Genomic DNA, 24,634 nt, shown 5'->3' with positions numbered 1-24,634 from the left:
CATTCAGTGAAAATACATGAAACTTCAATACTATAAAAATATATTCTTTCTACTTCTATAATTCCCATCTTCTACTATTCTAAGCAAAACGATAAGACTAGTTAAATCAAAAACGTCTTTAGTCTGTTCGCACTTTGATCTGATAACAACAAAATATACGACTGTGATAATCAATAAAACCTTAATCAATTTTTAATTTTCTTCTATCTACCATGGATTTCCTCTGCTTATAACATATAAGAATTTCAAATAAAATATGATACTTGCATTAAATATCTGCATTCAATTTTTCATCTCTCGAATATCAAGAAAAACAATTCCTTTCTCATTATTAATATATGATTATTTTTTTAATTTAATAGAAAAAGATATGAATCTTTCGCAAATTTTTAATCAAATTAGCTCAGTTCATATCTCTTATAAAAATGATTCAGCCCATGTTTTTAATGTATCCACATCAACCTGACTATCAAAGCGACGTCCTTGACATAATTTGGCATTGCCACAAGAAACTTTTAATTCCTGAGTGGTATTTCCCATACCACTGCCTCCTGATGTTGCAAAAGGAATAATTGTTTTACCTGATAAGTCATATTGTTCTAAAAATGTATTGATAATCGTTGGTGCCACATACCACCAGATTGGAAAACCAATAAAAATCACATCATAATCATCTATATTTTTAACTTCATTTTGAATAGCTGGACGATATGCTTTATTTTTCATTTCTTGGCTGCTGCGACTTTGTGGATTGGTCCAATTTAAATCAGCTTGACTATAAGGTTGAGCTGGTATGATCTCATGTAAATCCCCATCAATAGCTTGAGATAGTTTTTGAGCCACTCTTGCAGTGACTCCACTTGCTGAAAAATAAGACACTAAAATTTTTTTCATTTTCATCACTCCTATTCTCCAAAATATAAGGCAATCTCTTCCATTCTTTGCATTTGATCAACATGGAAAGGACAACGATGATTGCAATGTCCACATTGCACACAGGCACTTGCTTTCTTTTCTAAATGGTGATAATGATCTTTGGCTAAATCATCACCTAATAAAGATAAATCATAATATTTATTCATCAAAGCAATATCTAAGCCCATAGGGCAAGGATGACAATGTTTGCAATAAACACATTTTCCTTGATGTTCTACATCATCAAATGTTGAAATAACAGTATAATCCTTATCTTTATCACTGGCCTGTGTATATTTTAAAATTTCTTTTAAATCATCACGATTTCTAACACCAGGTAAGACAGTCACAACACCTGGCTTATCTAATGCATATTGAAGACATTGAATACGTGTTAAAGCCTGCGGGAAAGGTGATTTGTTTGCATCTAAGAGTTGTCCTGCACTAAAGGCTTTCATAACTGAAATAGCGACTCCTTCTTTTTCACAGCGCTGATATAAAGCCATTCTCTCATCAGTCTGTCCAATGGCATATTCTCCATGTTTATGATCATAGGCGGGATTAATACTAAACATCACCATATCTAATATATGCATATCTAAGACTTTATGCACAATTTCAGGAGTATGTGATGATAGTCCAATATGCTTGACAATCCCCTGTTTTTTTAATTCTTGAATATAATCAATAACACCCGCTTTTTCAATCGCTTTTAAATCTGCTTCTTCATCAATACAATGAATAAAACCAAAATCAATATAATTTGTCTGCAACATTTCTAACTGCCATTGAATAGATTGTTTGATCCTATCTAAATTTGTTGTCCATCCATATTCACCTGTTTCATAATTAGCTCCAAAATGAATCTGTAAATAAACTTTTTCTCTTTGTCCTTTGATAGCCTGACCAATTGCCTGAAATGTTTTAGCATGTCCACTTGCTAAATCTAGATAATTCACACCTTGAGCAATAGCTTCTTGAATCGTCGCAATGATTTCTTCATCATTTGATTCTCCAAGTGAACTGGTTCCTAAACCAATCACACTAATTTTTTCATTTCCATGTGGTAATTGTCTATATTCCATGGATTTCAACTCCTTTGCATATAAATAAATTGTAAAATCATCATCTCTTCGATACTGATCTAATCGTTTCATTTGATGATGATCATAAAATTCATAAGAACACCTTGTATCGGTATACAAAATATAATGGGAACAGTTTTCTTTTTTAAATAAATATTCTGCATACTCATAAAGCTTCGTTCCTAATCCCTGATGCTGATATGTTTCATCAACCATAAATAAAACAATCTCACCATCATAGTTTTGATGCATCTTGGGTAATAACTGTTCACAGTTTTGATGATAGTTTTGCATCATTTGACGATAGGAAGAAATCAAATGGAAATCATCATGTTGATGATAGAGATTATTCTGATATTCTTTTGGAATCAGAATTTTATCTTTTTTAGCTAAAGATAATGCTAAAAAGCCAACAATACGCTGTTGTCTGGTTGCTATAAATAAATCTGTGGAATGTAATAAAACATCATAAAAATATTCTTGTGAGAAAATCATACCATTTTTTAAACTTTTAAACATGCGATCTAATTTCCAGACCTGACAGATCATTTCTACAATTCTTGATGTCTCTTTCCATTGAAATCTTTCTATTTGCATAATGCCACCACAACTTTCATCTTTATTTTATATCAACCCTTTCTTCTCTTCAAATACTTATATTTCATATTCAATCATGCTTATAAAGCATAATAATAAAAGAATCACTTATAAAAGCGATTCTTATTCTAAATATTCTTTAATTGAACTCATTTTATCATCTAAATCATTACACATCTGTGCACATTCCAATAACTGATAAGCTATATAACTTTCTTTATCGTCATCAATGACTTTTTTATATCTCAATTTATGTTCTAGACTGGCCCAAAAATCCATCGCTAAAGTACGGAACTGAACTTCGACTTTCACCCATTTTTTCTCATTCTCTAAAAAAATCGGAACTTCAATAATCAAATGTAAACTACGATAACCATTGGCTTTAGGATTTTGAATATAGTCTTTTTTCTTGACCAAACGAATATCATCTTGTTGTAATAAACATTGAGCCAAATGATAGATATCCTGTTTAAATGAACAGACAACACGTAAGCCCGCAATATCATAAAGATATTTTTCCATTGTTTCAACATTAATCGGATAACCTTTTAACTTCAGTTTCTTTGTAATACTTGCATTAGATTTTAAGCGAGAGTGAATAGATTCAATAGGATTACGGTCATAACAAAGAGAAAGTTCTTCATTTAAAACTCTAAATTTTGTTTCTACTTCCATGATGGCACAACGATAATAAGCCATCATTTGTTTAAGTGGCAGAATTTCTTCCTGCCACTCATTGCTCATCACTTCATCAATAAATGCATCTTTAAACTGTTCAATAATCATGTAACTTTCCTTTCTTATGATTGTTTTGTTTGCATTTCTTTCATCTTATTTTTCATTTCAAAATAGAACATTGTTGATGTTGTTAAAACAGCAATTGTATCAGCAATAGGTTCTGCTAAAAAGACTGCAAAAACTTGATCTGATATAAACATAGGTAAAATATAAATCAAAGGAATTAAAACCAAGATTTTTCTAAAGACTGCCAAAAATGCACTCTTTTTTGAATTTCCAAAGGCGATAAATGTCTGTTGACATGAAATTTGGATACCCATTAATAAGACTCCAGCCATATAAATTCTTAATGCCCAAATTGTGATTTCTGTTAATTGTGGATCACTTGTAAAAATCGCAACAAATAAACTTGGGAAAATCATAATCAATAACCATAGTATAGATGAATATGAAAAACATGAAATCGTTTGAAGTTTAAATGCTTTTTGAACACGATCACCTTGTTTAGCACCATAGTTATAGCTGATGATTGGTTGTCCACCTTGTGTTAAACCTTGTAATGGTAACATGGCAAATTGCATAACACTTGATAAGATTGTCATAGCGCCAACAGCTAAATCCCCACCATATTTTAATAATGATGAGTTAAAGCATAATACCAAAACACTTTCAGTGGCCTGCATTGCAAAAGGAGCAACACCTAAAGCAATACATGGTAATAAAATATGAAAATTGATTTTTAAATTTTCTCTTTTTAATTTTAAAATCGTATTTTTTCCTGATAAGAACCAGAATGCCCAAATGGCACTTAAAGCCTGTGACATGACTGTCGCAACTGCTGCACCTTGTACCCCCATATTCAATCCAAAAATGAAAATAGGATCTAAAACAATATTTGCGACAGCTCCAATAACCACTGTTAACATACTGATTTTTGAAAATCCTTGTGCTGATATAAAGGCATTTAACCCTAATGTCAATTGTACAAAGATTGTTCCAATCGCATAAATAGTCATATAATCCATGGCATAACCAATTGTATTTTCACTCGCTCCAAAAAGATATAATAATGGTTCTTGAAAAATCAAAACCAAAACTGTCAATAAAACGGCAATAATCATGAGTGATGTTGTACAGTTACCTAAAATTTTTTCAGCCGTATCATTGTCTTTTTTCCCCATGAAGATACTAGCTCGTGGTGCTCCTCCCATACCAAATAAGTATGCAAAAGCAGAAATAATCATGATAATAGGAAAACAGACTCCTACCCCTGTTAAAGCTGCAGAACCAACTTCTGGAATATGTCCTATATACATACGATCGACCATGTTATATAAAGCATTGACAACCTGCGATGTAATAGCTGGTACAGCCAAAATAAACAATAAATGTCCTACGGGTTCTCTTCCCAAATCGACTTCCTGTGACATTTTTAATTTCATAGACATACCTCCTCATTTTTTTCTTTAAAGTGATCTCTTATTTTTATTAGCGTTTCTTCCATTTTTTGAATATCTTCTTTTGGAATTTCTGATAAAATATCTTCATTAATTTTTCGAATTTCTTTTTTTAAAATCTTTATCTCCTCAATTGCATCGGCTGTTAAATAAATATGTTGAATACGTCGATCAGTGACATCACTTTCTATACGAATCAGCTCTTTTTTCACCAAGCTTTCTACACTACGACTAATGAGTCCCTTAGAAACTCCTAAAAAGACATTTAACTGTGTACTTGTTGTAATACTTGGATTATTTGATAATAAAATTAAGATATTCATTTCATTAGGTGATAATTTCAAATCTTTTAATCTCTCATTTAAAACACGTGCATAATACTTTCTAATCTGTATTGAATAATCTAATAATGTTTCAATGTTCGTTTTCATATCTCACCTCATTAGTTTACTTGTATATTGTTTATAACTAAACAATATACTCTTATTTTATGAAAATTGCAACAAAAAAAGGTGTAACATTTCGTTACACCAATTGCTTTAATAACTTTTCAAATAAATCAATATCATCTTTTATCATATCAATAGAATTTTGCCAGAATGCTGGATCCTGTAAATCAATACCAACACTCTTACCCACATCTTCTAAACTCATTTTTCCTGTTAATGATAAGAAATGTTCATACGTATCAGCAAATGTAGCACCTTGTTTTTGATATAAACCATATAATCCTTTTGCAAGTAATAAACCAAATGCATAAGGAAAATTATAAAACGCATAATCAGCTTCATAATAATGTGGTTTCCATGTCCACATATAGGGATGTAAGTAACGATGATCCAAACCATGACCATAGGCTTCTTTTTGAGCTTCTAACATTAAATCCTTGATTTCTTCAACACTTAATGGTCCTTCTTGACGCTTTTCAATCAATCGACTTTCAAACAAGTAACGTGAATAAATATCCACAATCACCTGTGCACAATCACAGAGCTCATTTTCTAAAATAAACAATTTGTCTTTTGCATCAGCAGATTTGAGCGCTGCCTTTTTGATAATTGTCTCGCAAAATGTCGAAGCTGTTTCAGCAATAGGCATTGGATAGTCAGCATTTAAAGCTGTCTGTGTATTTAAACATTCACCATGAAATCCATGTCCAAGTTCATGACCTAAAGTAATAGTATCACCAAACTCATTTCCATAATTTAATAAGAAACGACTTTCCTGAATACAATGTAAATTATGACAGAAAGCCCCTCCAACTTTTCCCGTTCTTGGATAAACATCAATCCATTGATTTTCAATAGCCTTCTTGGCATAATCTCCTAAATGCTTTGAAAAAGTATAAAACTGTTCTACAACAAATTGACTACCTTTTTCAAAAGGATAAGACATATCACTTTCTACAATTGGAGCATATAATTCATACCAAGGCAATCCATCCGTATAACCTAACGCTTGAGCCTTTAATTGGAAATATCTTTCAAACATAGGTAAAGCTTTTTTCATTGTAGAAATCAAAACATCCAATGTCTTTTGTGACATTCTGGAATCTATCAAAGTACGCTGTAAAACAGAGTCATAACCACGAAGATTGGCACTTGTTATGGCTTCACCTTTAATTGCATTCAAAGCACTCGCAACACCTTGTTCTACTTGTAAATAAGATGCTATCTCGGCTTCATATGCTTTCTTTCTCACCTCTTTATCCTTTGAATAAGCCATATTTAAAACTTCTGTCAAAGGATACTCCTTACCATCCATAGATACTTTCATAAAAGCAATTAACTGATCTTTATATTTCAACCAGGCACTTGAGCCAGTTGTTTTCATTTGTGCCAAAATCTTTTCTCCCTCATCACTTAATAAATAACGATTATGTTCTTGTGTTTCTTTTAAAACAAAAAGATGTTCTTGAATATAAGAATCTTGAATATGATTCAAATCAAACTGACCAATCCAACGATCAATTTTTGCCTGTGCATCTGCAAAACTTGCTAAAAGATTTTCAATAACAGATGAATATTTCAAAGCATTCTGATTCGTTGTATCACTACTCATTGTCAATGATATAAAAGCATATATTTTTTCTACCAGATCCGAAAATTGATTGGATTGTTCTAAATATGACTTTAAATTGTCTTCTGTTTTTTCCTTTTGAGAATATTCCTGCATATCCTCTAACATATGTGTTAATGTTTCAATATCATTTAAAAATGATTGATCTTGAAAAGATAAATATAATTGATCTAAATTCCAACGTTTCTCCATAATAACCTCCTTACTTATATTCATTATATACTTTTTTCGTATTTTTTAATACAAAAAGAAGATGACTTACATCTTCTTTACTTACGATGAATCAAATAATCAATACCTAATGAAATAAAAGCAGTGATTGGAAAAATAATCCATCCTGGATGCCACCAGTTCCATGTCAATCCCATCACACAATATAGCATTGCTGCTAGAGGCATTGTGATTCCAAAAATACTACTTTGCTGCTTTTGAATTTGTTTATCCTTAACATACTCTTTATTATGAACAAGGAATTTATACACACCATCTAAAATTCCATAATAAATAAAGAAGAAAACAGCAATCGCAACACATAACATAAATTGAGCAGGTATCCATTGTGAGTTGGCAAAATGTGTTTCTGTTAATAACGCCACACATGCAAGTGAAACAATAATCAATAAAACACTACCAGCAATAGCTAAAGTCAAATGAGAGTGAAATTGATGATATTGTTCCTGTAACTCTTGTAAATCACTAAAACTCATTTTTATTTCCTGATCTTCAATATTCTGATATGGATTTTTAGAAAGAGCAGCTACCATGATGACAAAAATACTTATACCAATAATGATTAAGAAACCAAAACCACTCCATGTTTCATAAGGTGTATTTGAACATAAAATAGGAATGAGAAGTCCCAAAATCATGAATGATACAGATAATGCCATTTTTAATGCAAAACTTTTTTTGATTTGTATATAGTCGTCTATTTTTTGTTTTGACATTAAATAATAAGAAGTATCTGTTTTTTGAAAAGAATCATCATAATCTTCTTTTAATAAATAATCTAAACTCACTTGAAACAATTCGCTTATTAAAATTATCTTTTCCATCTCTGGATATCCATTTTGCGATTCCCATTTACTGACTGCCTGTCTTGATACATTTAATTGATAGGCTAAATCTTCCTGAGATAAACCTTTTTCTTTTCTTAATTGTTGTAACTTTTCTCCAAAACTCATATATCTCACCTCTTGTCTTAAGCATAGTCAAAATCAGCTCTATAAACCACCAACCTAGAGTTGTTTTTTGTCAACTAGAAGTTGCAAATAAGGGTTGCTACTTTATTTTAACATATTTTAACTCACAAAAATGTAAAGATTGCTTCAAACTCTTATAGATTAAAAAAATAAGTCCTCAAATCATCAAAGAGATATATTCTTTTTATTATCATCTAACTGTCCTATTATAGTTAATAAATCTATGATAGATTCATTTTATTCGATACTTACCCACACCTAATACATAGATATTGCATATTTTTATAATCAATAAATTATGCATTTTGCATTTTTTTAATATAAAATAAAATGTATTTTGCATTTTTTTATATCATTTCATGATATTTTGCTTATTATTTTCAGTCATAGTGACTTCATTAATCAATTTATTGCATCTTTTTTACGCTTATTTTCCTATATAACAGAGTAGAAATGATCTTTATAAACCACTAATCTAAGATTGTTTTTATCAACAATAAGCTACAAATAAGGATTACTATCTTTTTTAACACATTTTTACTTACAAAATGTAAAGATTGTGCTAAAGTATTATAGGGGTGTTCATAATGATAAAGGATTTTCAACAATTATTAAAAGATAAAAATATTCAATTTTATATTGTTCCTACTGATGATGATCATCAGTCTGAAACTGTAGGTGACTATTATCAGGCACGTGCTTATTTAAGTGGCTTTACTGGTAGTGCTGGAACATTACTTGTGATGCAAGATGAAGCTTATCTTTGGACTGATGGGCGTTATTTCATTCAGGCAGCTAAGGAATTATACGAAGGTATTACATTAATGAAAATGGGACAAAAAGGTGTCCCTACACTATTAGAATTTCTTATCCAACATATTCAAGAACATGATAAGATTGCTTTTGATGGTCAAACAATGGCTTGTCAATTTATTCTTGATTTGAAAAAACAGCTTAAAATTGATGACTCTCAAATAGAGTGTGTTGATCTTATGCAGGAATTTTGGAAAGATAGACCTCAAAGATCATGTGAAAAAGCTTTTCTTTATGATATTCAATATCATGGATTATCAACTCATAAAAAGATTGAAAAGATTTTAGACTACATGAAAGATCATAACTGTCAATCACATTTAATAACAACACTTGATGATATAGCTTGGATTTTTAATATCAGAGGAAATGATATTCCATGTTCTCCAACTGTCTTAGCGTTTGCTTTAATTACATTGGATCAGTCATATTTATACCTTCAAAAAGGAAGTTATGACTTAGATATGGTAAAAGCATTACAACAAGAAAATGTCCTTGTGAAAGATTATCAGGATATTTATCAGGATGCTCAGGAATTAAAAGGTCGTGTTTTACTCAGTACCAACCATATTAATTATGCTTTATTCCAATGCTTAAACTGTGAAATTGTTGACAAAATGAATCCATCTCAAATGTTGAAGGCTATTAAAAACGAAGTTGAAATTGAAAATTCAAAACATGCTCATATCAAAGATGGTGTTGCCATGACAAAATTCATGTATTGGCTAAAAAATAATTATGGAAAAATTGATATGGATGAGATGAGTGTTTCTGATAAAGTCTTAGAATTAAGACAACAGCAGGATTTATTTATTGAACCAAGCTTTACAACAATTTGTGCTTGGAAAGACAATGCCGCTTTAATGCATTATCATCCAACATCTACACAATTTACAAAGATTGATCAAGATGGCATGCTATTGATTGACAGTGGTGGACAATATATGGACGGAACAACAGATATTACAAGAACATTCGTATTAGGACAGATTACAGATATTCAAAAGAAACATTTTACTATGGTCTTACAAGGTATGTTAGCCTTACAAAATGCACATTTCTTACATGGATGTACAGGACAAAGTCTAGATATTCTAGCCAGAGGACCAATGTGGGATGAAGATATTGATTATCAATGCGGTACTGGACACGGTGTTGGTCATTTATTAAATGTTCATGAAGGACCACAGAGCTTCCGTTATAAATTGCGTTCTATGTCTGAAAATGTCATTTTAGAACCAGGAATGAATATTACTGATGAACCAGGTATTTATTTAGAAGGACAATATGGTATTCGTATTGAAAATGAATTATTATGTGTCAAAGGTCATGAAAATGAATATGGACAATTCTTACATTTTGAACCATTAACATTTGTACCTATTGATTTAGATGCTATTGATGTCAATATGTTAAGTCAAAAAGAAAAGAACTGGCTTAACCACTATCATCTAGAAGTTTATGAAAAAATTTCTCCATATTTAAATGATGAAGAAAAACAATGGTTAAAAGAATATACAAAAACCATTTAAAAACACAGGTCACATTTTGACCTGTGTTTTCTTCTAATCTAAATCTTCTCCATTTGTTTCAATCACATGTTTATACCAATAGAATGATTTCTTTTTCGCTCTTGAGAAATCTCCTTCATGGGCATTATTGTAGTTGACATAGATAAATCCATAACGTTTATCATATTCACCTGTAGAAGCTGAAACGATATCAATAGGTGCCCACATTGTATATCCTAATAAATCAACACCATCATAATCAACAGCTTCTTTCATAGCTGCAATATGTGCTGCCAAGTAATCAATACGATACTGATCATCGACAACATATTCATCATTATCATCAATATATTTATCATAAGCACCAAAACCATTTTCAACAATCATCATTGGTAATTCAAAACGATCATTAAACCAGTTTAGACACCATCTTAAACCAACGGGATCAATTTGCCATCCCCAATCACTGGCTTTGAGATATGTATTTCTGACATAATCTTCTTCAGAAAAATCAAATGAACGACCATATCTTCCAGTATATTTTGTCGCATAGCTCATATAATAAGAGAATCCTATATAATCTACACATCCTTCAGCCAATGCTTTTTCATCTTCTGGTAAGATAAAGTTATCATATCCTTTTCTTTCAAATTTCTTTAATAAGTGTTTAGGATAATGTCCTCTTGCATGAACTTCTACATACCAATATTTTTGATGCATTGCTTGTTGTGCATTTAAAACATCTTCAGGATTGCATGTTGCTGGATAAACACCATTCATACCAATCATACATCCAACTTTTGCATCGGGATCAATTTCATGTGCCGCTTTCACTGCCAATGCACTGGCAACTAATTCGTGATGTGCTGATTTATACATCATATATTCAATATCGTCACCTTCTTTAACAAGAACTGCACCTTCTTGAGCAAGATGATGTGCCCCCATTGATATTAACTCAGCCTGATTATTGATTTCATTAAAAGTCATCCAATATTTAACTTTTCCTTTATATCTTTCAAAACAAACTTTGGCATATTTCACAAAGAAATCAATACATCTACGATCCATAAACCCATTATACTTTTCAGCTAAATGATATGGCATTTCAAAGTGTGATAAAGTCACAATTGGTTCAATTCCTAAACGATGCATTTCATCAAATAAATCATCATAGAATTTTAATCCTTCTTCATTAGGTTGTTCATCATCACCATTTGGAAAAATTCTTGTCCATGCGATAGAAGTTCTAAAAGCTTTAAATCCCATCTCTGCCATTAAAGCTAAATCTTCTTTATAATGATGATAGAAATCAATACCCACATGATTTGGATAATCTTCACCATCAATAACACCATTTGTAATTCTTCTTGCAACACCATTAGATCCTGCTGTCATCACATCAGCAATACTAACACCTTTTCCTCCTTCATTCCATGCTCCTTCAGCTTGATGGGCAGCAATCGCTCCACCCCATAAAAAATCTTTTCTAAATCCCATTTTTTAATTACCTCCATTTCTATTTTTTATTATACTACAAAACAGTTTTGAAAAAAGAATATTTCATATAATAAAAGATTATTTTTCTCTCTTTGCAACCACCACATGAACAGAATCACCAGGTTGCTTGTTTAATTGTTTTCTAATAGATTTCAACATCCCAATAATATAACAGATTTGACCATATTCATCTTTCACTCCCATATTGACAATACTTCCATCATAGGGAACACCATCAAATGTGACATGAACTTTCATTCTTCCTTTTCCATATAATTGTCTTATATCATAGGGTCAAATCACATAAGCACCATCTCGATCCTCTACTTTATGAATCATGGCATCAAATTCAAATAAGTGACTCATTCAACAATCTTCTCTTGTTTTTTTGGCTAAATTTCTTTTCACTTCTAAACGATAATTCGTCCATCTTCTCAATAACTCATAAATAACTGAGAAAGTTGGTAATCCAAAAACCATTCCTGGTATACCAAACAATCCCCCACCAACACTGACTGCAAATAACACCCATAAAGCTGATAAACCAACTGAATTTCCTACAACATGTGGATAGATTAAATTGGATTCAAACTGTTGTAATAGGGTACTGAAAACAAGGAAAATCAATGCTTTCACAGGTGATACAAATAATATTAACACTGAAGATATCACTGCCCCAATAATAGGCCCAAAATATGGAATAATATTTGTAAAACCAATGACAATAGCCGCAATAGATGCATAAGGAATATCTAAAATCATACAACCAATATAACACAATACGCCAATAATAATTGATTCTGTTAATTGTCCAGCCAAGAAATTTTCAAAAGTTGTTCCTGTTAATTTGACAACTTCGCTGATATACTGATAATGTTCATCATTAAATAAAGCATGTGCAAATTTCTTCACCTGTCTGATTAGTTTATCTTTAGAGAAAATCATATAGATAGCCATGACAAATCCCATAAAAATATTAATGACACTTGTTGTGATATGGGAAACACCTGAAGCAATATTAGGTGCCCAAGCCGTTAAAGTAGAAATGAATGTTTGAGCAAAACGTGTTTGAAATTCATTGATTTTATCAAGAAGATCTGGTGATAAACGAATTTCTTCAAACACATAATTCAACCATTTTTCAGCCTGCGCAAAAATACTAGGTAAATTGTCTATTAATGTTCTTACATTTTCTATAACTTGTGGCACAACAACCATAACAACAAGTAATAATACTAATAAAATAAGTAACACTGATAAAATCGCTGAAACAACTCTACGTTTTTTCTTATTTTGTATAGCTAGTTTCTTTTCAAAGAACTTCATTGGAATATTAAAGATAAAAGCCAGAATAAAACCTATAATAAATGGTTGAATAATATTTAATAATTCCCCCAAATATTGAAAAATACTTTCAAAATAAATCACCCCTAAAACAAGTAAAGCGGTATAACTCAAAATAATGAATATATTTTTTAATGTCAAATCACGTACTTTTATGGATGTTTTCAAATCAATCACCTCATTTTTATTTTATATTGTCATTATGAACTCTTTATTTATCTTCCATAATATATTTTTGCATTAAAGATGGATTCTTTTCTAAGAATTTAAACACAAAGACACCTATCAATAATACAATCAGTTCCCCTATAAACACATACATAGCATTTATAAAAAATGGTAAATCCAATAAAAAATATAACTCTGCACCAACAATAATCCCATTAAACAAAGCGCCTAAAAAAGCTCCTAGAAATAAGTTAGAAATCATTGTCAATGATAGACAAGTTATAAGTGATGCTAGCGTACCAAATATAACATCATAAATGCCTAATGGAGAAAACGCATTAGCCAACATGCATCCTACAAGTAATCCCGGAATATAGCGACGATTATAAAAAGCTAAGAAAATCAATATTTCGGATAATCTTAACTGAATTGCACCATAAGAAAAAGCAGAACATACCAAAGTGAAAACAGCATATATACAGGCTATCATTGCATTTATCGCAACTATTTGTATTTTTCTTTTCATATCTCAACCTCACTTCTTTATTCATTATACCATATTTTTATATTTCTTTAAAAAAAGCTTTTCATTTATTCTTCCATTAATTAAACTATATTTAAAGATAGGAGGAATCATTATGACAACGCTTTATGTTTCTGATTTAGATGGTACACTATTAAATTCCAATCAGACATTATCTCCCTTTACCATCCAGACAATCAATCAGCTTGTTAGTGATGGCATGTTATTTTCTTATGCAACTGCCAGATCTTATCAGACAGCTAAGAAAGTCACACAAGGATTACAGGCGCCTTTTCCTTTAATTGTTTATAATGGTGCATGTGTGAGAGATAATGTATCAGGTGAGATCTTATTATCACATTGTTTCCAAGAAGATATTCATCTGCTTTTAGATCATTTTTTAAACAATCATCTTTATCCTATTGTCTATGCGTTTATTGACGGTGAAGAAAAATTTTCTTTTATTCCAGAAAAATGCACACCTGGAATGCTTGAATTTATTGAGTCTAGAAAAGGTGATCCACGAATCAGAATCATCCATCATCCCAAAGACTTTTATGTTGGTCAAATTTTTTATGTCACATTGATTGATGAAACAGATAAGCTTAAACCGTTTTATGAATATTATCAAAAACAATATCATTGTTTATTCCAAAAAGATATTTATACAAATCAACAATGGCTTGAAATTATGCCTCAAGGGACATCTAAAGCACATGCTATTGAACAATTAAAACATATTTATCATTATGATCGTCTTGTTGTTTTTGGAGATGGCGAAAATGATATTGAGATGTTTCAATTAGCGAATGAAGCCTATGCAGTAAATAATGCACATGAAAAATTAAAAGCGATTGCTACTCAAATCATCCCTTCCAATGATCAAGATGGGGTTGCTCAATTTTTAAAAAAGGCATATCAAAAGCTATAATATGATTTCACATTATAGCTATACATAGATAATCTTCACTTCAGATAAATTTATTTTTCCTTTTAAAATCATTGTATGTTCAACAATATTATGATCAAACATTTCCATATCAATATATGATAGTACACTATCTGTACAATTCTTCACTTTCCATGTCTTTGGAATATAAAGTTCTAACATGGCACAGCTCATATAAAGATAACAATTGATTTCCTGTCCTTTTATATCAGCCTGATCAAAATAAATCTTCATCATTCCTGCTCTATTGGTAATGGTTATATCTTCCATATTTTGTGAGTCAATATAACGAATACAGCTTCCAAAGCTTTCTTTAATATCAACATGCCCATCTTTTACAGTTTTTTTATCTTGAATATCCTGTGCGTAATGGGTATGTTTTTTTGATGATGGAAATAATATATGACAACCTATACTTGCTAATAAGGCAGCTATTAAGACTGTCCAAGGCGTAATGGCTTCTAAACCAAGTGGCTCATCATAAATGATGATTAAAAACGCTATTGAAAACAAGAATCCTGTTGCACGTTTATGTAATAAACTAGATAAAGCAGATACACCAAAAAAAACTGTCAGTAATAAAGTCCATATACTCATATGTATATTCACAAGACCTAATTGTGTCACAATCAATAAGACTGCCAAAGCAATAAACAAAACACCCCAAAACATTTTACTTTTTTTCATCTTATAACCTCTTTTCCTCTAATCTTATTTTTAGTGGTTTATAATAATGTCTAGATACATACACTTGCTTATGTGTATCTTCAAATTCAATAAGACATGGACTAGATATTGTTTTATGAATAGCATATATTTTCTTGACATTCAAAATAGTCGACTTTGATATTCTCATAAAATTTCCTGGTAACATTTCTTCAAGTTCATACAGTTTATATTTAATCTGATACATATCATTTTTGGTATGGGCATGAATATGATGATCACTGGTTTCAAAAAATAAAATATCGTCCAATGATAAATAATATTCTACTTGACCTTTATAAAAAATCATTGTTTTTGAACTTTTAGACATATCATGAATCACTTCTTGTATGCGTTGCACTTTTTCATTCAAAGATGGAGCTTTAATAACCACTTCTTCTTCCTGTAAACTCTCATCTATTTCTATTTTGACTTTCATATCTAATCTCCTTTGATATCTTTACTATAATAAGAAATACCAAAAAAGTAAATACTCCTAGCCTAAGTGGTTCATATGTCAAAGTAAGTGGTCAAAAAAAGGTATGTATCATGAAATGATATATACCTTCTTCATCCTATAATTCTTCACCGTTTGTTTCGATGACTTTTTTATACCAATAATAAGAATCTTTTGGAATTCTATTCAATGTTCCAGAATTTTCATCTTCTTCTCTATCAACATATACAAATCCATAACGTTTCTGATATCCATTTAACCAGCTTAATAAATCTGTATATGACCATGTACAATAAGCCAAAACTCGACATCCATCATCAATAGCTTTCTTTAATTCTTCAATATGTGCTTTTATATAAGCAATACGATATGGATCATGAACCTGTCCATCTTCAACCTTATCAAAAGCTCCTAAACCATTTTCAGAAATAACAACAGGTAAATCATAACGTGAAGTAATATCACGACAGCACATTCTGATTCCCATTGGATCTATTGTCCAATCCCAGTCAGTTGTTGGCAAGAAATCATTTGCCGGATTCTTATATAATCCTGGTACACCTTGAACTTGAGCTGTTCCTTTTTCACCTGTGTTGTTCATTGTATTCGTCATACCAACACCATTGATATCATTATATTCAGCAACACATGTCTGATAATAATTCACACCCATAAAGTCAACTAATGCAGCAGCTTTTTTCAAAATGTCTTCATCGCCATCTTCCATTTGTGGAGTGACTCCTTGACTTTCTAAATATGCCCAAGCACTTCTTGGATAACGTCCATAAGCATAGATATCCATCCACCAATAATTTTGTAAATCATCATAATCAGCTTTAGCCATTGCGTTTTCAGGTTTTCTATCATATGCATAACATGGACTGTAAGCAAATGAAGCACCAACTTTTGCGTCAGGATACATTTCTTTTAAAGCCAAAACTGTCTTTGCATGTGCCATATTGGCATGATGGTTAACCTGATAGAATGTTTTCATATCGTTTTCTTTTCCTGGTGGATGCATTCCTTTTAACCATCCAAATGATGTAAAGATATTTTGTTCATTCATTGTAATCCAGTATTTAACACGATCACCATATCTTTCAAAAAGTGTCTTGGCATAGTTTACATAATCATCAACAATCTGACGACTTTCCCAACCATGATATTGATCTTCTAAAGCTTGAGGCATATCCCAGTGATAAACTGTCACCATTGGTTCAATACCATATTTTAGTAATTCATTAATTAAATCATCATAGAATTGAAGTCCTGCTTCATTCACTTCACCATTTCCATTTGGATAGATTCTTGTCCAGGCAATAGAGAAACGATACGTTTTTAATCCCATTTCTGCCATTAATTTGACATCTTCCTTGTAACGATGATAATGGTCAACAGCTTTATCTCCTGTTGTTGCTTTAAAAGTCTTTCCTGGAATTCTTACAAACTTATCCCAATTGGAAACACCTTTTCCATCTGCATCCCATCCACCTTCTACCTGATAGGCAGCAGATGCACTTCCCCATAAAAAGTCTTGAGGGAAACCTTTTGATTTTTCAAAATACATATAAGTCCTCCTTTTTATATATTCTCATTCATAAACTCAATAAGAGATAATGAATAGGAATCCTGTTTATCTTTTAAATCATAAAGATGTTCTTCTTTGATTGGAAACAATAATTTCTCAGAAGCATCATGATTATATAATGGAAATACCATATGGAATGGCACATCCTGATCATTTTTAGAATGAATATAAACTGTTGGAATCTGATTTTTCTTAACCAGTTCTACAGTATCTAATTTTTTAATATCTAGCTTTAACTCATCTTTCACGACTTTTCTAATCATCATACCCGCTAAATATTTCGTTACTTTCATCTCTTTTTGACATTTCAATGTCAAATAGTGATAAACATTGTCATAAGCTCCTTCACTGATAATCAAATCTACATTCTTTAATTTACCAAGTCCAGAAGCATTTAAAATCGTATTTGCTCCCATTCCTTTTCCATACATAATCAAACGATGCTGATCTCCATACTTCTGTAATAAATACGTATTGAAATACATTAAATCAAAAACATCACGATAACCAAAACCACGAATATATCCATCACTTAAACCATGAGCATGTGCATCAATCATTAAAATATTATCATTTTCAAAAACGCTTTCTAAATATTCAACAGTCTGTGTTAAAGACTTCGCTGATGCCATTAATGCATGCAAACAAACAATTGTTCTTGTCGCATTTGGTTTTTCTATCAGATAAGCTTGAAGATATAAACCTTTATGATTTTGTATTTTGACTTTTTGAGCATTGATTTTTTCATACCAGTTTCCTTGATCTTCTTTATTTAAATGTTCACGATATAATACCTTTTTAGCAAACTGATTAGCTAAAGCTAAGCTTGCTGTTAAGGTAGAAGCCGTTAAAGTAGAAGCAACTGCTGTTGTAATGGCTACCTTCTTTTTCATTTATACCACTCCTTAAAATTATCCATTAATAATCTATTAATATTTGTAACCTGTTCAAATGAACTGAGGCGATAACTTTCATTTTCCATTCTTGCTGCAAAATACTGTATAGCTGTCACCAATTCATCTCTCACTTTTGGTTTCATGTTATCTGGGAAAGATTCAATTGGAAAACAAGTAAAGACAAAGGTATTATAATCTCTATGGAATAAATCCAGTAGGATCTGATATCCTTCTGCTTGAATAATAGAATTTCCTAATGCCAGATCCAAATCATGATTTGCAAAAGTTAACATATAATGAATAATATTACGCAACACATTCATTAAAACTTCATAATAATGATCATAATCACTATAAAAAATATAGTAAATATACGAAAAAACAAGATTCCCCTGATTTTCATCTTTCTTTTTATCAACCAATACAAAATCTTTCTCTATTAATGTAAATTCATCTTTAAATGTATCTATAATAGCTTTTGTCACATGGTATTGTGATAAAACCATTGATCCAAAATCAGTCATAATAGCAAATGTAAATCGTGAATTTAAGCATAATGTACGAATAGCCTTAAAAAGTTCATCAGGAACATTCTTATAAAATTTATCTAAATGGCGATAAACAATGCGTATGATTTTTCTAATATAATAAAGATGATATTGATATTCAGTATCTAAATATTTTGAATTGGTACCATCCCACTCATATTGATATAGCACAGATTCAAATAAAAGATTCAATGAATCAATAAAGTTTTTATAATTCTTATGTTTCAAATTCATCTTTAAACATGGTAAGAAAATTTTATAGAAATCATCCATTGTTTGTTGGTTAATTCCATGATGATACTTCATATAACTTAAAATATCACAGAAATCAATAGGGGCTAAGATATTCAGTTCACTTGATACTGTTTTGATAAAATTTTCATACAATGAATAATGCAAAACACGTTTATATCCTAGTTTTGCTAGTATTCTTGAAAGAGCATCTTTAACAATATAAAGCTTTTCCTGTTCATGTAGATCTTCTGAAAAAGTATACGTAATTTCATCCTGACAATGAATTTCAACAAAAATATCAATTTGTCTAAAATTCTGATCCAACATATAATAATGAACTTTAAACGTATGTTCTTCAGTGCGATAGCCACTATGATAACGATATTTTCCTACATACTGTGATTGATGATCAGCCATGAATTTTTCCATGACTGCTTTATCAAACGTCATATTTTATCCTCCTTTATGAGCTTTTTGAAAACGTGGTAAAAACTGATTACGTACATACTGCACGGCAATATAACGTATATTTTCTTTAGAAAAATCTCCTCCTATAGATAATGAAGTATCCATAATTTCTTCAGTCAATAAAGTTAATTCATGATCTGATAATTCTATTTTTTCCAAAGCAATAGTTGTTCTTACAATTTCTTTACAATCATCTATATAATTCTTTTTATCTATATCTGTCACATGTTCCATATTTTAACACTCCTCTTATTCATCATTATAACATGATTATATGTCTTTTTTATAGACAATTCTGTCTTTTTTTTAAGTCATTTTATGATGCTTTTCTTCATCATTTCTCATATAAAAAGATAGCTCTGTTCTATCTTCTCTACATCTCTTTTTCACACAGCTATCTTAAAAAAGTTATGTCTTCAGTTATGGATAAACCTAAGTTTTCTAAATGTTGTCGGGCCTGATGATACGTTTTCATATCCAGTAAAGATTGGCTTTCATGAGCATCAGTTCCAATAATGATACGATTGCCCACCTCTCTAGCTATTTTGAAAAAAGTATCATTAGGATAATGACGATGTGTTTTATATCCTAACAAATTAAATTCTAATGGTAAATTCATTTCCTTTGCCTTGATACATAATCTAAGCATTTCCTGCTTATAGAATGGATCCGATGTATCATAACGTGCCAAATCCGGATGTGCCACATAACTGTATAATCCAGTTTCCATAGCTTTTATGCAGCTATCAACATATTGAGATAATTGTGATTTTGTAAGAGGATGTCCAAAATATATGCCTGTTTCATCACTGCCATCATAATGATGACCTAAAATAATATAATCAATAGGATATTGTTTTAACATATCTCTTAAACCATCCATATATTTTTCAAAATATTCACATTCCAATCCTATTTTAATAGAAATTTGATGCTTATATTTTTCCTTTAATTTTAATAAAGTTGATACATAATCATCAATCTCATAGGCTTCCATACGCATCGTTGGATGAAATGAGGAATCATAAATCCAAGGGGTATGATCACTAAATCCAAGTTCTGTATAACCAGATTGAATAGCTGATAGAATATAATCTTCTTCACTATCTATAGCATGTTGACAACGTCTTGTATGAGTATGATAATTCTTCACTATGACTCAGCTCCTTTTCTTGATAATTATAGCGTAAATTGAATCATTTGAAAATAAAAAGGCATCTTATGAAGATACCTATTCATAATCACATGTATAACCACGCATATCTAATTCTAATTTTTCTACCTGCCAATCTTTCAACAAATCACCAAGCTCTTCCTTCATTCTTACAACACCTTTTTTATCACTTTCTCTAATCAATGCCATAATCGTTGGACCAGCCCCTGATAAATAGCATCCCAGTACATGATCATCCTGTTCCAAAACAGACATAATTTCATCATATCCCTGAATCAAAGTTCCACGATAAGGTTGATGCAGGCGATCCTTAAAACCAAGTTTAAGTCCATCATCATATCCATTGATTAAAGAGGCAACCATTAATGCTAAATGAGAAACATTCGCAATAGCATCCTGACGAGGCAACTGTTGTGGTAAAACAGCACGAGATTTTTCTGTTGATAAAGTAAATGGAGGTATGAAAGCAACAAAACGATAATCATGTTTGACAGGAATATTCAATGTTGTGACATGTTCTTCATTCATGACTGACACTGTCAATCCACCAAAGATGGCTGGTGCTACGTTATCTGGATGTCCTTCTATTTGTGTTGCCAGTTCTAATATTTCCTGTCGATCTTCACTACGGTCCATGAACGCATATGCACCGACAATACCTGCAACAATACATGTTGAAGAACTTCCTAAACCTCTTGTATAAGGGACATCTCCACTACATTCAATACGTAATCCTTGAAACTGCAATCCACAAGCTTTTGCACCTTCAACAAATGCTCGATAAGTTAAATTGTCCTGATTACAGAATTGTTGCGGACAGCCCGTAATTTCTAAGCCCTGATCCAGCAATTCAAAAACAAATGTATTGTATAATGTCACAGCAAGACCTGCAACATCAAATCCCGGTCCTAAGTTAGCACTTGTCGCCGGAACTCTCACTTTGACTTTCATAATGACATCTCCTTTATTTTTTGAGAAATCTCATGAATTATATCATCTTTATCAATAACTTTTTGATGTAAAATTTCTTTTTGATCAAGTTGAACTAATGGTTTTGGAATATCAACACCTGTTTTTTCATAAACAGCTTCAATCGCTTGATATTCAGATAAGCTTTGATCTGTTAAAGCTTTATAAACAGAATCAGCAAATTTATATGGTGAAGCTGTCGCTAAAATAATTGTCTTTGTTTCATCTCCCGAAGCCTTTTGATATTCTTTATAAACGCCATAACCAATAGCAGTATGTGTATCTAAAAGATAACCTGTCTGTTCAAAACATGTTTTGATTGTATCTAGTACTTCATCTTCATTAAGCCATCCTGCCTTAAATACATCCTGTATCTTTTCTAATAAATCAGATGAAATTTCATAAACACCATTTTGATTCAAATCATCCATATATGATTTTACCTTTTGACTATCCTGTGCCATCATATACACAAGTCTTTCTAAATTACTTGAAACAAGGATATCCATGGCAGGTGCATTTGTTTTATAAAATTCACGACGTGCATCATATTTCCCAGTACGGAAAAAATCAGTCAAAATATTATTTTTATTAGACGCTACAATAAATTTTTGGATTGGTAAGCCCATCTTTTTCGCTAGAACTCCAGCTAAACAATTGCCAAAATTTCCACTTGGAATAGTGAAATGAACACTCTCACCTAAACGAATCTCATTTTTATTAACAAGTGTCATATATGAATAAAAATAATACACAATCTGTGGAATCAAACGCCCTATATTAATAGAGTTAGCTGAAGAAAGGAAAACATGATGTTCATCACATAAATCTTTTAATGCTGATGATTGAAAAGCCTGTTTCACTGCTCTTTGAGCATCATCAAAATTTCCCTGAATTCCAACCACATCAACATTGTTTCCTGTCTGTGTTACCATTTGTTGTTTTTGAATAGGTGAAACCCCATCAACAGGATAGAAAACCTGAATATATGTTCCATCTACATCTTTAAATCCTTCTAAAGCAGCTTTTCCAGTATCTCCAGATGTTGCAGCTAAAATCATAACTTTTCTTTGTTCACCTTTTTTCTTAAGTGAATATGTCATAAAATGTGGCAATAATGATAATGCCATATCTTTAAAAGCGGCTGTTGGTCCCTGGAATAATTCAGCGATAAAAACATCTCCTGCCTGTTTAACAGGAACAACTTCCTGAGGAAATAAATTTTGTCCATAAGCTTTTTGACATAACGCTCTCATTTCTTCTTTTTCCTGTTCTCCCACAAAAGAAGTCATAATTTCAGTTGCCATGTCTACATAAGATAAATGTTGTAATGCTTTTAAATCTTTCTGATCCAATTCAAAATCAGGAACAAGCAATCCTCCATCACTACCAATCCCCTGTAAAATAGCATCACAAAAATCCAATGGTCTTTGTTGACCTCTTGTACTCACATATTTCTTTTCATTCATGATATACACCTGCTTTCCATATTTTTTACATTGTATACAATTTTAAAATACAAGTCAATATTATTAGAATATTTAAGTATAGTTCCTATTTATTTTATAAAATATCTAAAAATAACAAATATTTTATGATATTTTTAAAATATCATTTTGACTAATATTCTACAATATACTATAATAGCAATAATTATATAAAGGGGGAATCAAAAATGAGTCAAATCATTATACCAAAAGATTATCAACCACATCTTAATTTAATTGAAACTGAGGTTGCTATTAAGATGATTAAAGATACATTTGAAAGAAGATTAGCTGAACAGCTTCGTTTAACACGTGTCTCTGCGCCTTTATTTCTATTAAAAAATACTGGGCTTAATGATGATTTAAATGGAATTGAAAAACCTGTTTCATTTACTTCATTTGAATTGAATCATAATGATGAAATCGAAATCATTCATTCTTTAGCTAAATGGAAAAGAGATGCTCTTTATCGCTATGGTTTTGAACAACATACAGGTTTATATACAGATATGAATGCAATTAGAAAAGATGAAGAATTAGATAATATTCATTCTATGTATGTGGACCAATGGGATTGGGAAATGGTGATTTCCAAGGAAGATCGTACTTTAGATTATTTTAAAGCAATTGTTTCAAAAATATATAATGCTTTATTAGATGTTGAATTTCTCATGATCAGACACTATCCACAACTCGGTGAATCTATTTTACCTGATGAAATCTATTTTATCACTTCTCAAGAGTTAGAAGATTTATATCCAGATCTTTCACCTAAAGAAAGAGAAAAAGCTATCACAAAAGATAAAAAAGCTGTCTGCATCTTACAAATTGGGGATATTTTAAAATCAGGAAAAAAACATGATGGACGTGCACCTGATTATGATGACTGGAAATTAAATGGGGATATCCTTGTTTATAACACGCAATTAGATGATGCATTAGAAATTTCAAGTATGGGTATTCGTGTAGATGAACATGCATTAAAAGAACAATTAGAAAAAGCCAATGCAATGGAACGTTTATCTTTACCTTTCCATCAAAATGTAATCAATCATGTTCTTCCATTAAGTATTGGTGGTGGAATTGGTCAAAGTCGTTTATGTATGTTCTTTTTAAGAAAAGCTCATATTGGAGAAGTACAAGCTTCTTTATGGGATGATGAAACTATGAAATTATGTAAAGAAAATCACATTCATTTATTATAAAAAAATAAACTATAATCAATCA

23 protein-coding genes are annotated in these 24,634 nt (G+C 31.0%); 3 read left to right on the top strand and 20 right to left on the bottom strand.

The window, feature by feature from the left end; translation table 11 throughout:
* Positions 1-417: 417 nt before the first annotated feature.
* The 7 genes from B5E48_RS02175 to B5E48_RS02145 all read right to left on the bottom strand — a co-directional run bounded on the left by B5E48_RS02175 (position 418) and on the right by B5E48_RS02145 (position 8,055).
* Positions 418-894, bottom strand: coding sequence for a flavodoxin (locus B5E48_RS02175; protein WP_087303940.1), 477 nt, complete (start codon positions 892-894; stop codon positions 418-420).
* Between the two features lie 11 nt (positions 895-905).
* Positions 906-2,597 carry an aldo/keto reductase gene (locus B5E48_RS02170; RefSeq protein ID WP_087303939.1) on the bottom strand — a complete coding sequence of 564 codons (1,692 nt, stop codon included), beginning with the start codon at positions 2,595-2,597 and terminating at the stop codon, positions 906-908.
* Positions 2,598-2,720: 123 nt separating this feature from the next.
* Positions 2,721-3,383 (bottom strand): GTP pyrophosphokinase, encoded by a 663-nt coding sequence (locus tag B5E48_RS02165; protein ID WP_087303938.1) that lies wholly within the window; start codon positions 3,381-3,383, stop codon positions 2,721-2,723.
* A 14-nt stretch (positions 3,384-3,397) separates the two neighbouring features.
* Positions 3,398-4,777 carry an MATE family efflux transporter gene (locus tag B5E48_RS02160; RefSeq protein WP_087303937.1) on the bottom strand — a complete coding sequence of 460 codons (1,380 nt, stop codon included), beginning with the start codon at positions 4,775-4,777 and terminating at the stop codon, positions 3,398-3,400.
* The gene (locus B5E48_RS02155) at positions 4,774-5,223 is read right to left on the bottom strand and encodes a MarR family winged helix-turn-helix transcriptional regulator (protein WP_087244473.1); all 450 of its coding nucleotides are present in this window, start codon (positions 5,221-5,223) and stop codon (positions 4,774-4,776) included. The genes B5E48_RS02160 and B5E48_RS02155 overlap by 4 nt, the downstream gene beginning before the upstream one ends.
* Positions 5,224-5,317: 94 nt before the next feature.
* Complete coding sequence (locus B5E48_RS02150; RefSeq protein ID WP_087303936.1) at positions 5,318-7,063, bottom strand: M3 family oligoendopeptidase; 1,746 nt, start codon at positions 7,061-7,063, stop codon at positions 5,318-5,320.
* A 77-nt stretch (positions 7,064-7,140) separates the two neighbouring features.
* Complete coding sequence (locus tag B5E48_RS02145; protein ID WP_087303935.1) at positions 7,141-8,055, bottom strand: helix-turn-helix domain-containing protein; 915 nt, start codon at positions 8,053-8,055, stop codon at positions 7,141-7,143.
* 605 nt (positions 8,056-8,660) lie between these two features.
* On the opposite strand from B5E48_RS02145, the gene B5E48_RS02140 reads away from it, so the two are divergent.
* Entirely contained in the window at positions 8,661-10,418 is a 1,758-nt protein-coding gene (locus tag B5E48_RS02140) for an aminopeptidase P family protein (protein WP_087303934.1), read from the top strand.
* A 33-nt stretch (positions 10,419-10,451) separates the two neighbouring features.
* On the opposite strand, the gene B5E48_RS02135 is transcribed toward B5E48_RS02140, so the two are convergent.
* From B5E48_RS02135 to B5E48_RS02120, 4 genes are all read right to left on the bottom strand, one after another.
* Entirely contained in the window at positions 10,452-11,897 is a 1,446-nt protein-coding gene (locus B5E48_RS02135) for a 6-phospho-beta-glucosidase (RefSeq protein ID WP_087303933.1), read from the bottom strand.
* Between the two features lie 78 nt (positions 11,898-11,975).
* The gene (locus tag B5E48_RS02130; RefSeq protein ID WP_343286324.1) at positions 11,976-12,182 is read right to left on the bottom strand and encodes a DUF1905 domain-containing protein; all 207 of its coding nucleotides are present in this window, start codon (positions 12,180-12,182) and stop codon (positions 11,976-11,978) included.
* Between the two features lie 81 nt (positions 12,183-12,263).
* On the bottom strand, positions 12,264-13,409 hold the full coding sequence (locus B5E48_RS02125; protein ID WP_087303932.1) for an AI-2E family transporter: 1,146 nt from the start codon (positions 13,407-13,409) through the stop codon (positions 12,264-12,266).
* A gap of 43 nt (positions 13,410-13,452) precedes the next feature.
* On the bottom strand, positions 13,453-13,935 hold the full coding sequence (locus tag B5E48_RS02120; RefSeq protein ID WP_087296928.1) for a QueT transporter family protein: 483 nt from the start codon (positions 13,933-13,935) through the stop codon (positions 13,453-13,455).
* A gap of 112 nt (positions 13,936-14,047) precedes the next feature.
* Between B5E48_RS02120 and B5E48_RS02115 the strand changes: the two genes are divergently transcribed.
* Positions 14,048-14,863: a Cof-type HAD-IIB family hydrolase gene (locus B5E48_RS02115; protein ID WP_087303931.1), complete on the top strand. Its 816-nt coding sequence runs from the start codon at positions 14,048-14,050 to the stop codon at positions 14,861-14,863.
* Positions 14,864-14,881: 18 nt separating this feature from the next.
* On the opposite strand, the gene B5E48_RS02110 is transcribed toward B5E48_RS02115, so the two are convergent.
* The 9 genes from B5E48_RS02110 to thrC form a co-directional block, all read right to left on the bottom strand.
* Complete coding sequence (locus B5E48_RS02110; protein WP_087244464.1) at positions 14,882-15,568, bottom strand: LiaF transmembrane domain-containing protein; 687 nt, start codon at positions 15,566-15,568, stop codon at positions 14,882-14,884.
* A 1-nt stretch (position 15,569) separates the two neighbouring features.
* Positions 15,570-16,025: a LytTR family DNA-binding domain-containing protein gene (locus B5E48_RS02105; protein ID WP_087244463.1), complete on the bottom strand. Its 456-nt coding sequence runs from the start codon at positions 16,023-16,025 to the stop codon at positions 15,570-15,572.
* 136 nt (positions 16,026-16,161) lie between these two features.
* Positions 16,162-17,610: a glycoside hydrolase family 1 protein gene (locus B5E48_RS02100; protein WP_087303930.1), complete on the bottom strand. Its 1,449-nt coding sequence runs from the start codon at positions 17,608-17,610 to the stop codon at positions 16,162-16,164.
* 14 nt (positions 17,611-17,624) lie between these two features.
* Positions 17,625-18,524: an alpha/beta hydrolase gene (locus tag B5E48_RS02095; protein WP_087296924.1), complete on the bottom strand. Its 900-nt coding sequence runs from the start codon at positions 18,522-18,524 to the stop codon at positions 17,625-17,627.
* The gene (locus tag B5E48_RS02090) at positions 18,521-19,759 is read right to left on the bottom strand and encodes a hypothetical protein (RefSeq protein ID WP_087296923.1); all 1,239 of its coding nucleotides are present in this window, start codon (positions 19,757-19,759) and stop codon (positions 18,521-18,523) included. Before B5E48_RS02090 ends, B5E48_RS02095 begins: the two co-directional genes overlap by 4 nt.
* Positions 19,760-19,762: 3 nt before the next feature.
* A complete protein-coding gene (locus B5E48_RS02085; protein WP_087244459.1) occupies positions 19,763-20,011 on the bottom strand; it encodes a hypothetical protein in 249 nt (82 codons plus the stop codon).
* Between the two features lie 160 nt (positions 20,012-20,171).
* Complete coding sequence (locus tag B5E48_RS02080; protein ID WP_087303929.1) at positions 20,172-20,930, bottom strand: histidinol-phosphatase; 759 nt, start codon at positions 20,928-20,930, stop codon at positions 20,172-20,174.
* 78 nt (positions 20,931-21,008) lie between these two features.
* Positions 21,009-21,902, bottom strand: a complete 894-nt coding sequence (gene thrB / locus B5E48_RS02075) for a homoserine kinase (protein WP_087303928.1) — start codon at positions 21,900-21,902, stop codon at positions 21,009-21,011.
* Complete coding sequence (gene thrC, locus B5E48_RS02070; protein ID WP_087303927.1) at positions 21,899-23,389, bottom strand: threonine synthase; 1,491 nt, start codon at positions 23,387-23,389, stop codon at positions 21,899-21,901. Before thrC ends, thrB begins: the two co-directional genes overlap by 4 nt.
* Positions 23,390-23,595: 206 nt before the next feature.
* Here thrC and asnA point away from each other — a divergent pair, with 206 nt between their 5' ends.
* The gene (asnA, locus tag B5E48_RS02065) at positions 23,596-24,612 is read left to right on the top strand and encodes an aspartate--ammonia ligase (RefSeq protein WP_087303926.1); all 1,017 of its coding nucleotides are present in this window, start codon (positions 23,596-23,598) and stop codon (positions 24,610-24,612) included.
* Positions 24,613-24,634 lie beyond the last annotated feature (22 nt).

Source organism: Massilimicrobiota sp. An105, assembly GCF_002161155.1.
In the GTDB taxonomy this organism is placed as follows: domain Bacteria; phylum Bacillota_I; class Bacilli_A; order Erysipelotrichales; family Coprobacillaceae; genus Allocoprobacillus; species Allocoprobacillus merdigallinarum.
This window is presented reverse-complemented; position numbering and strand designations above follow the sequence as displayed.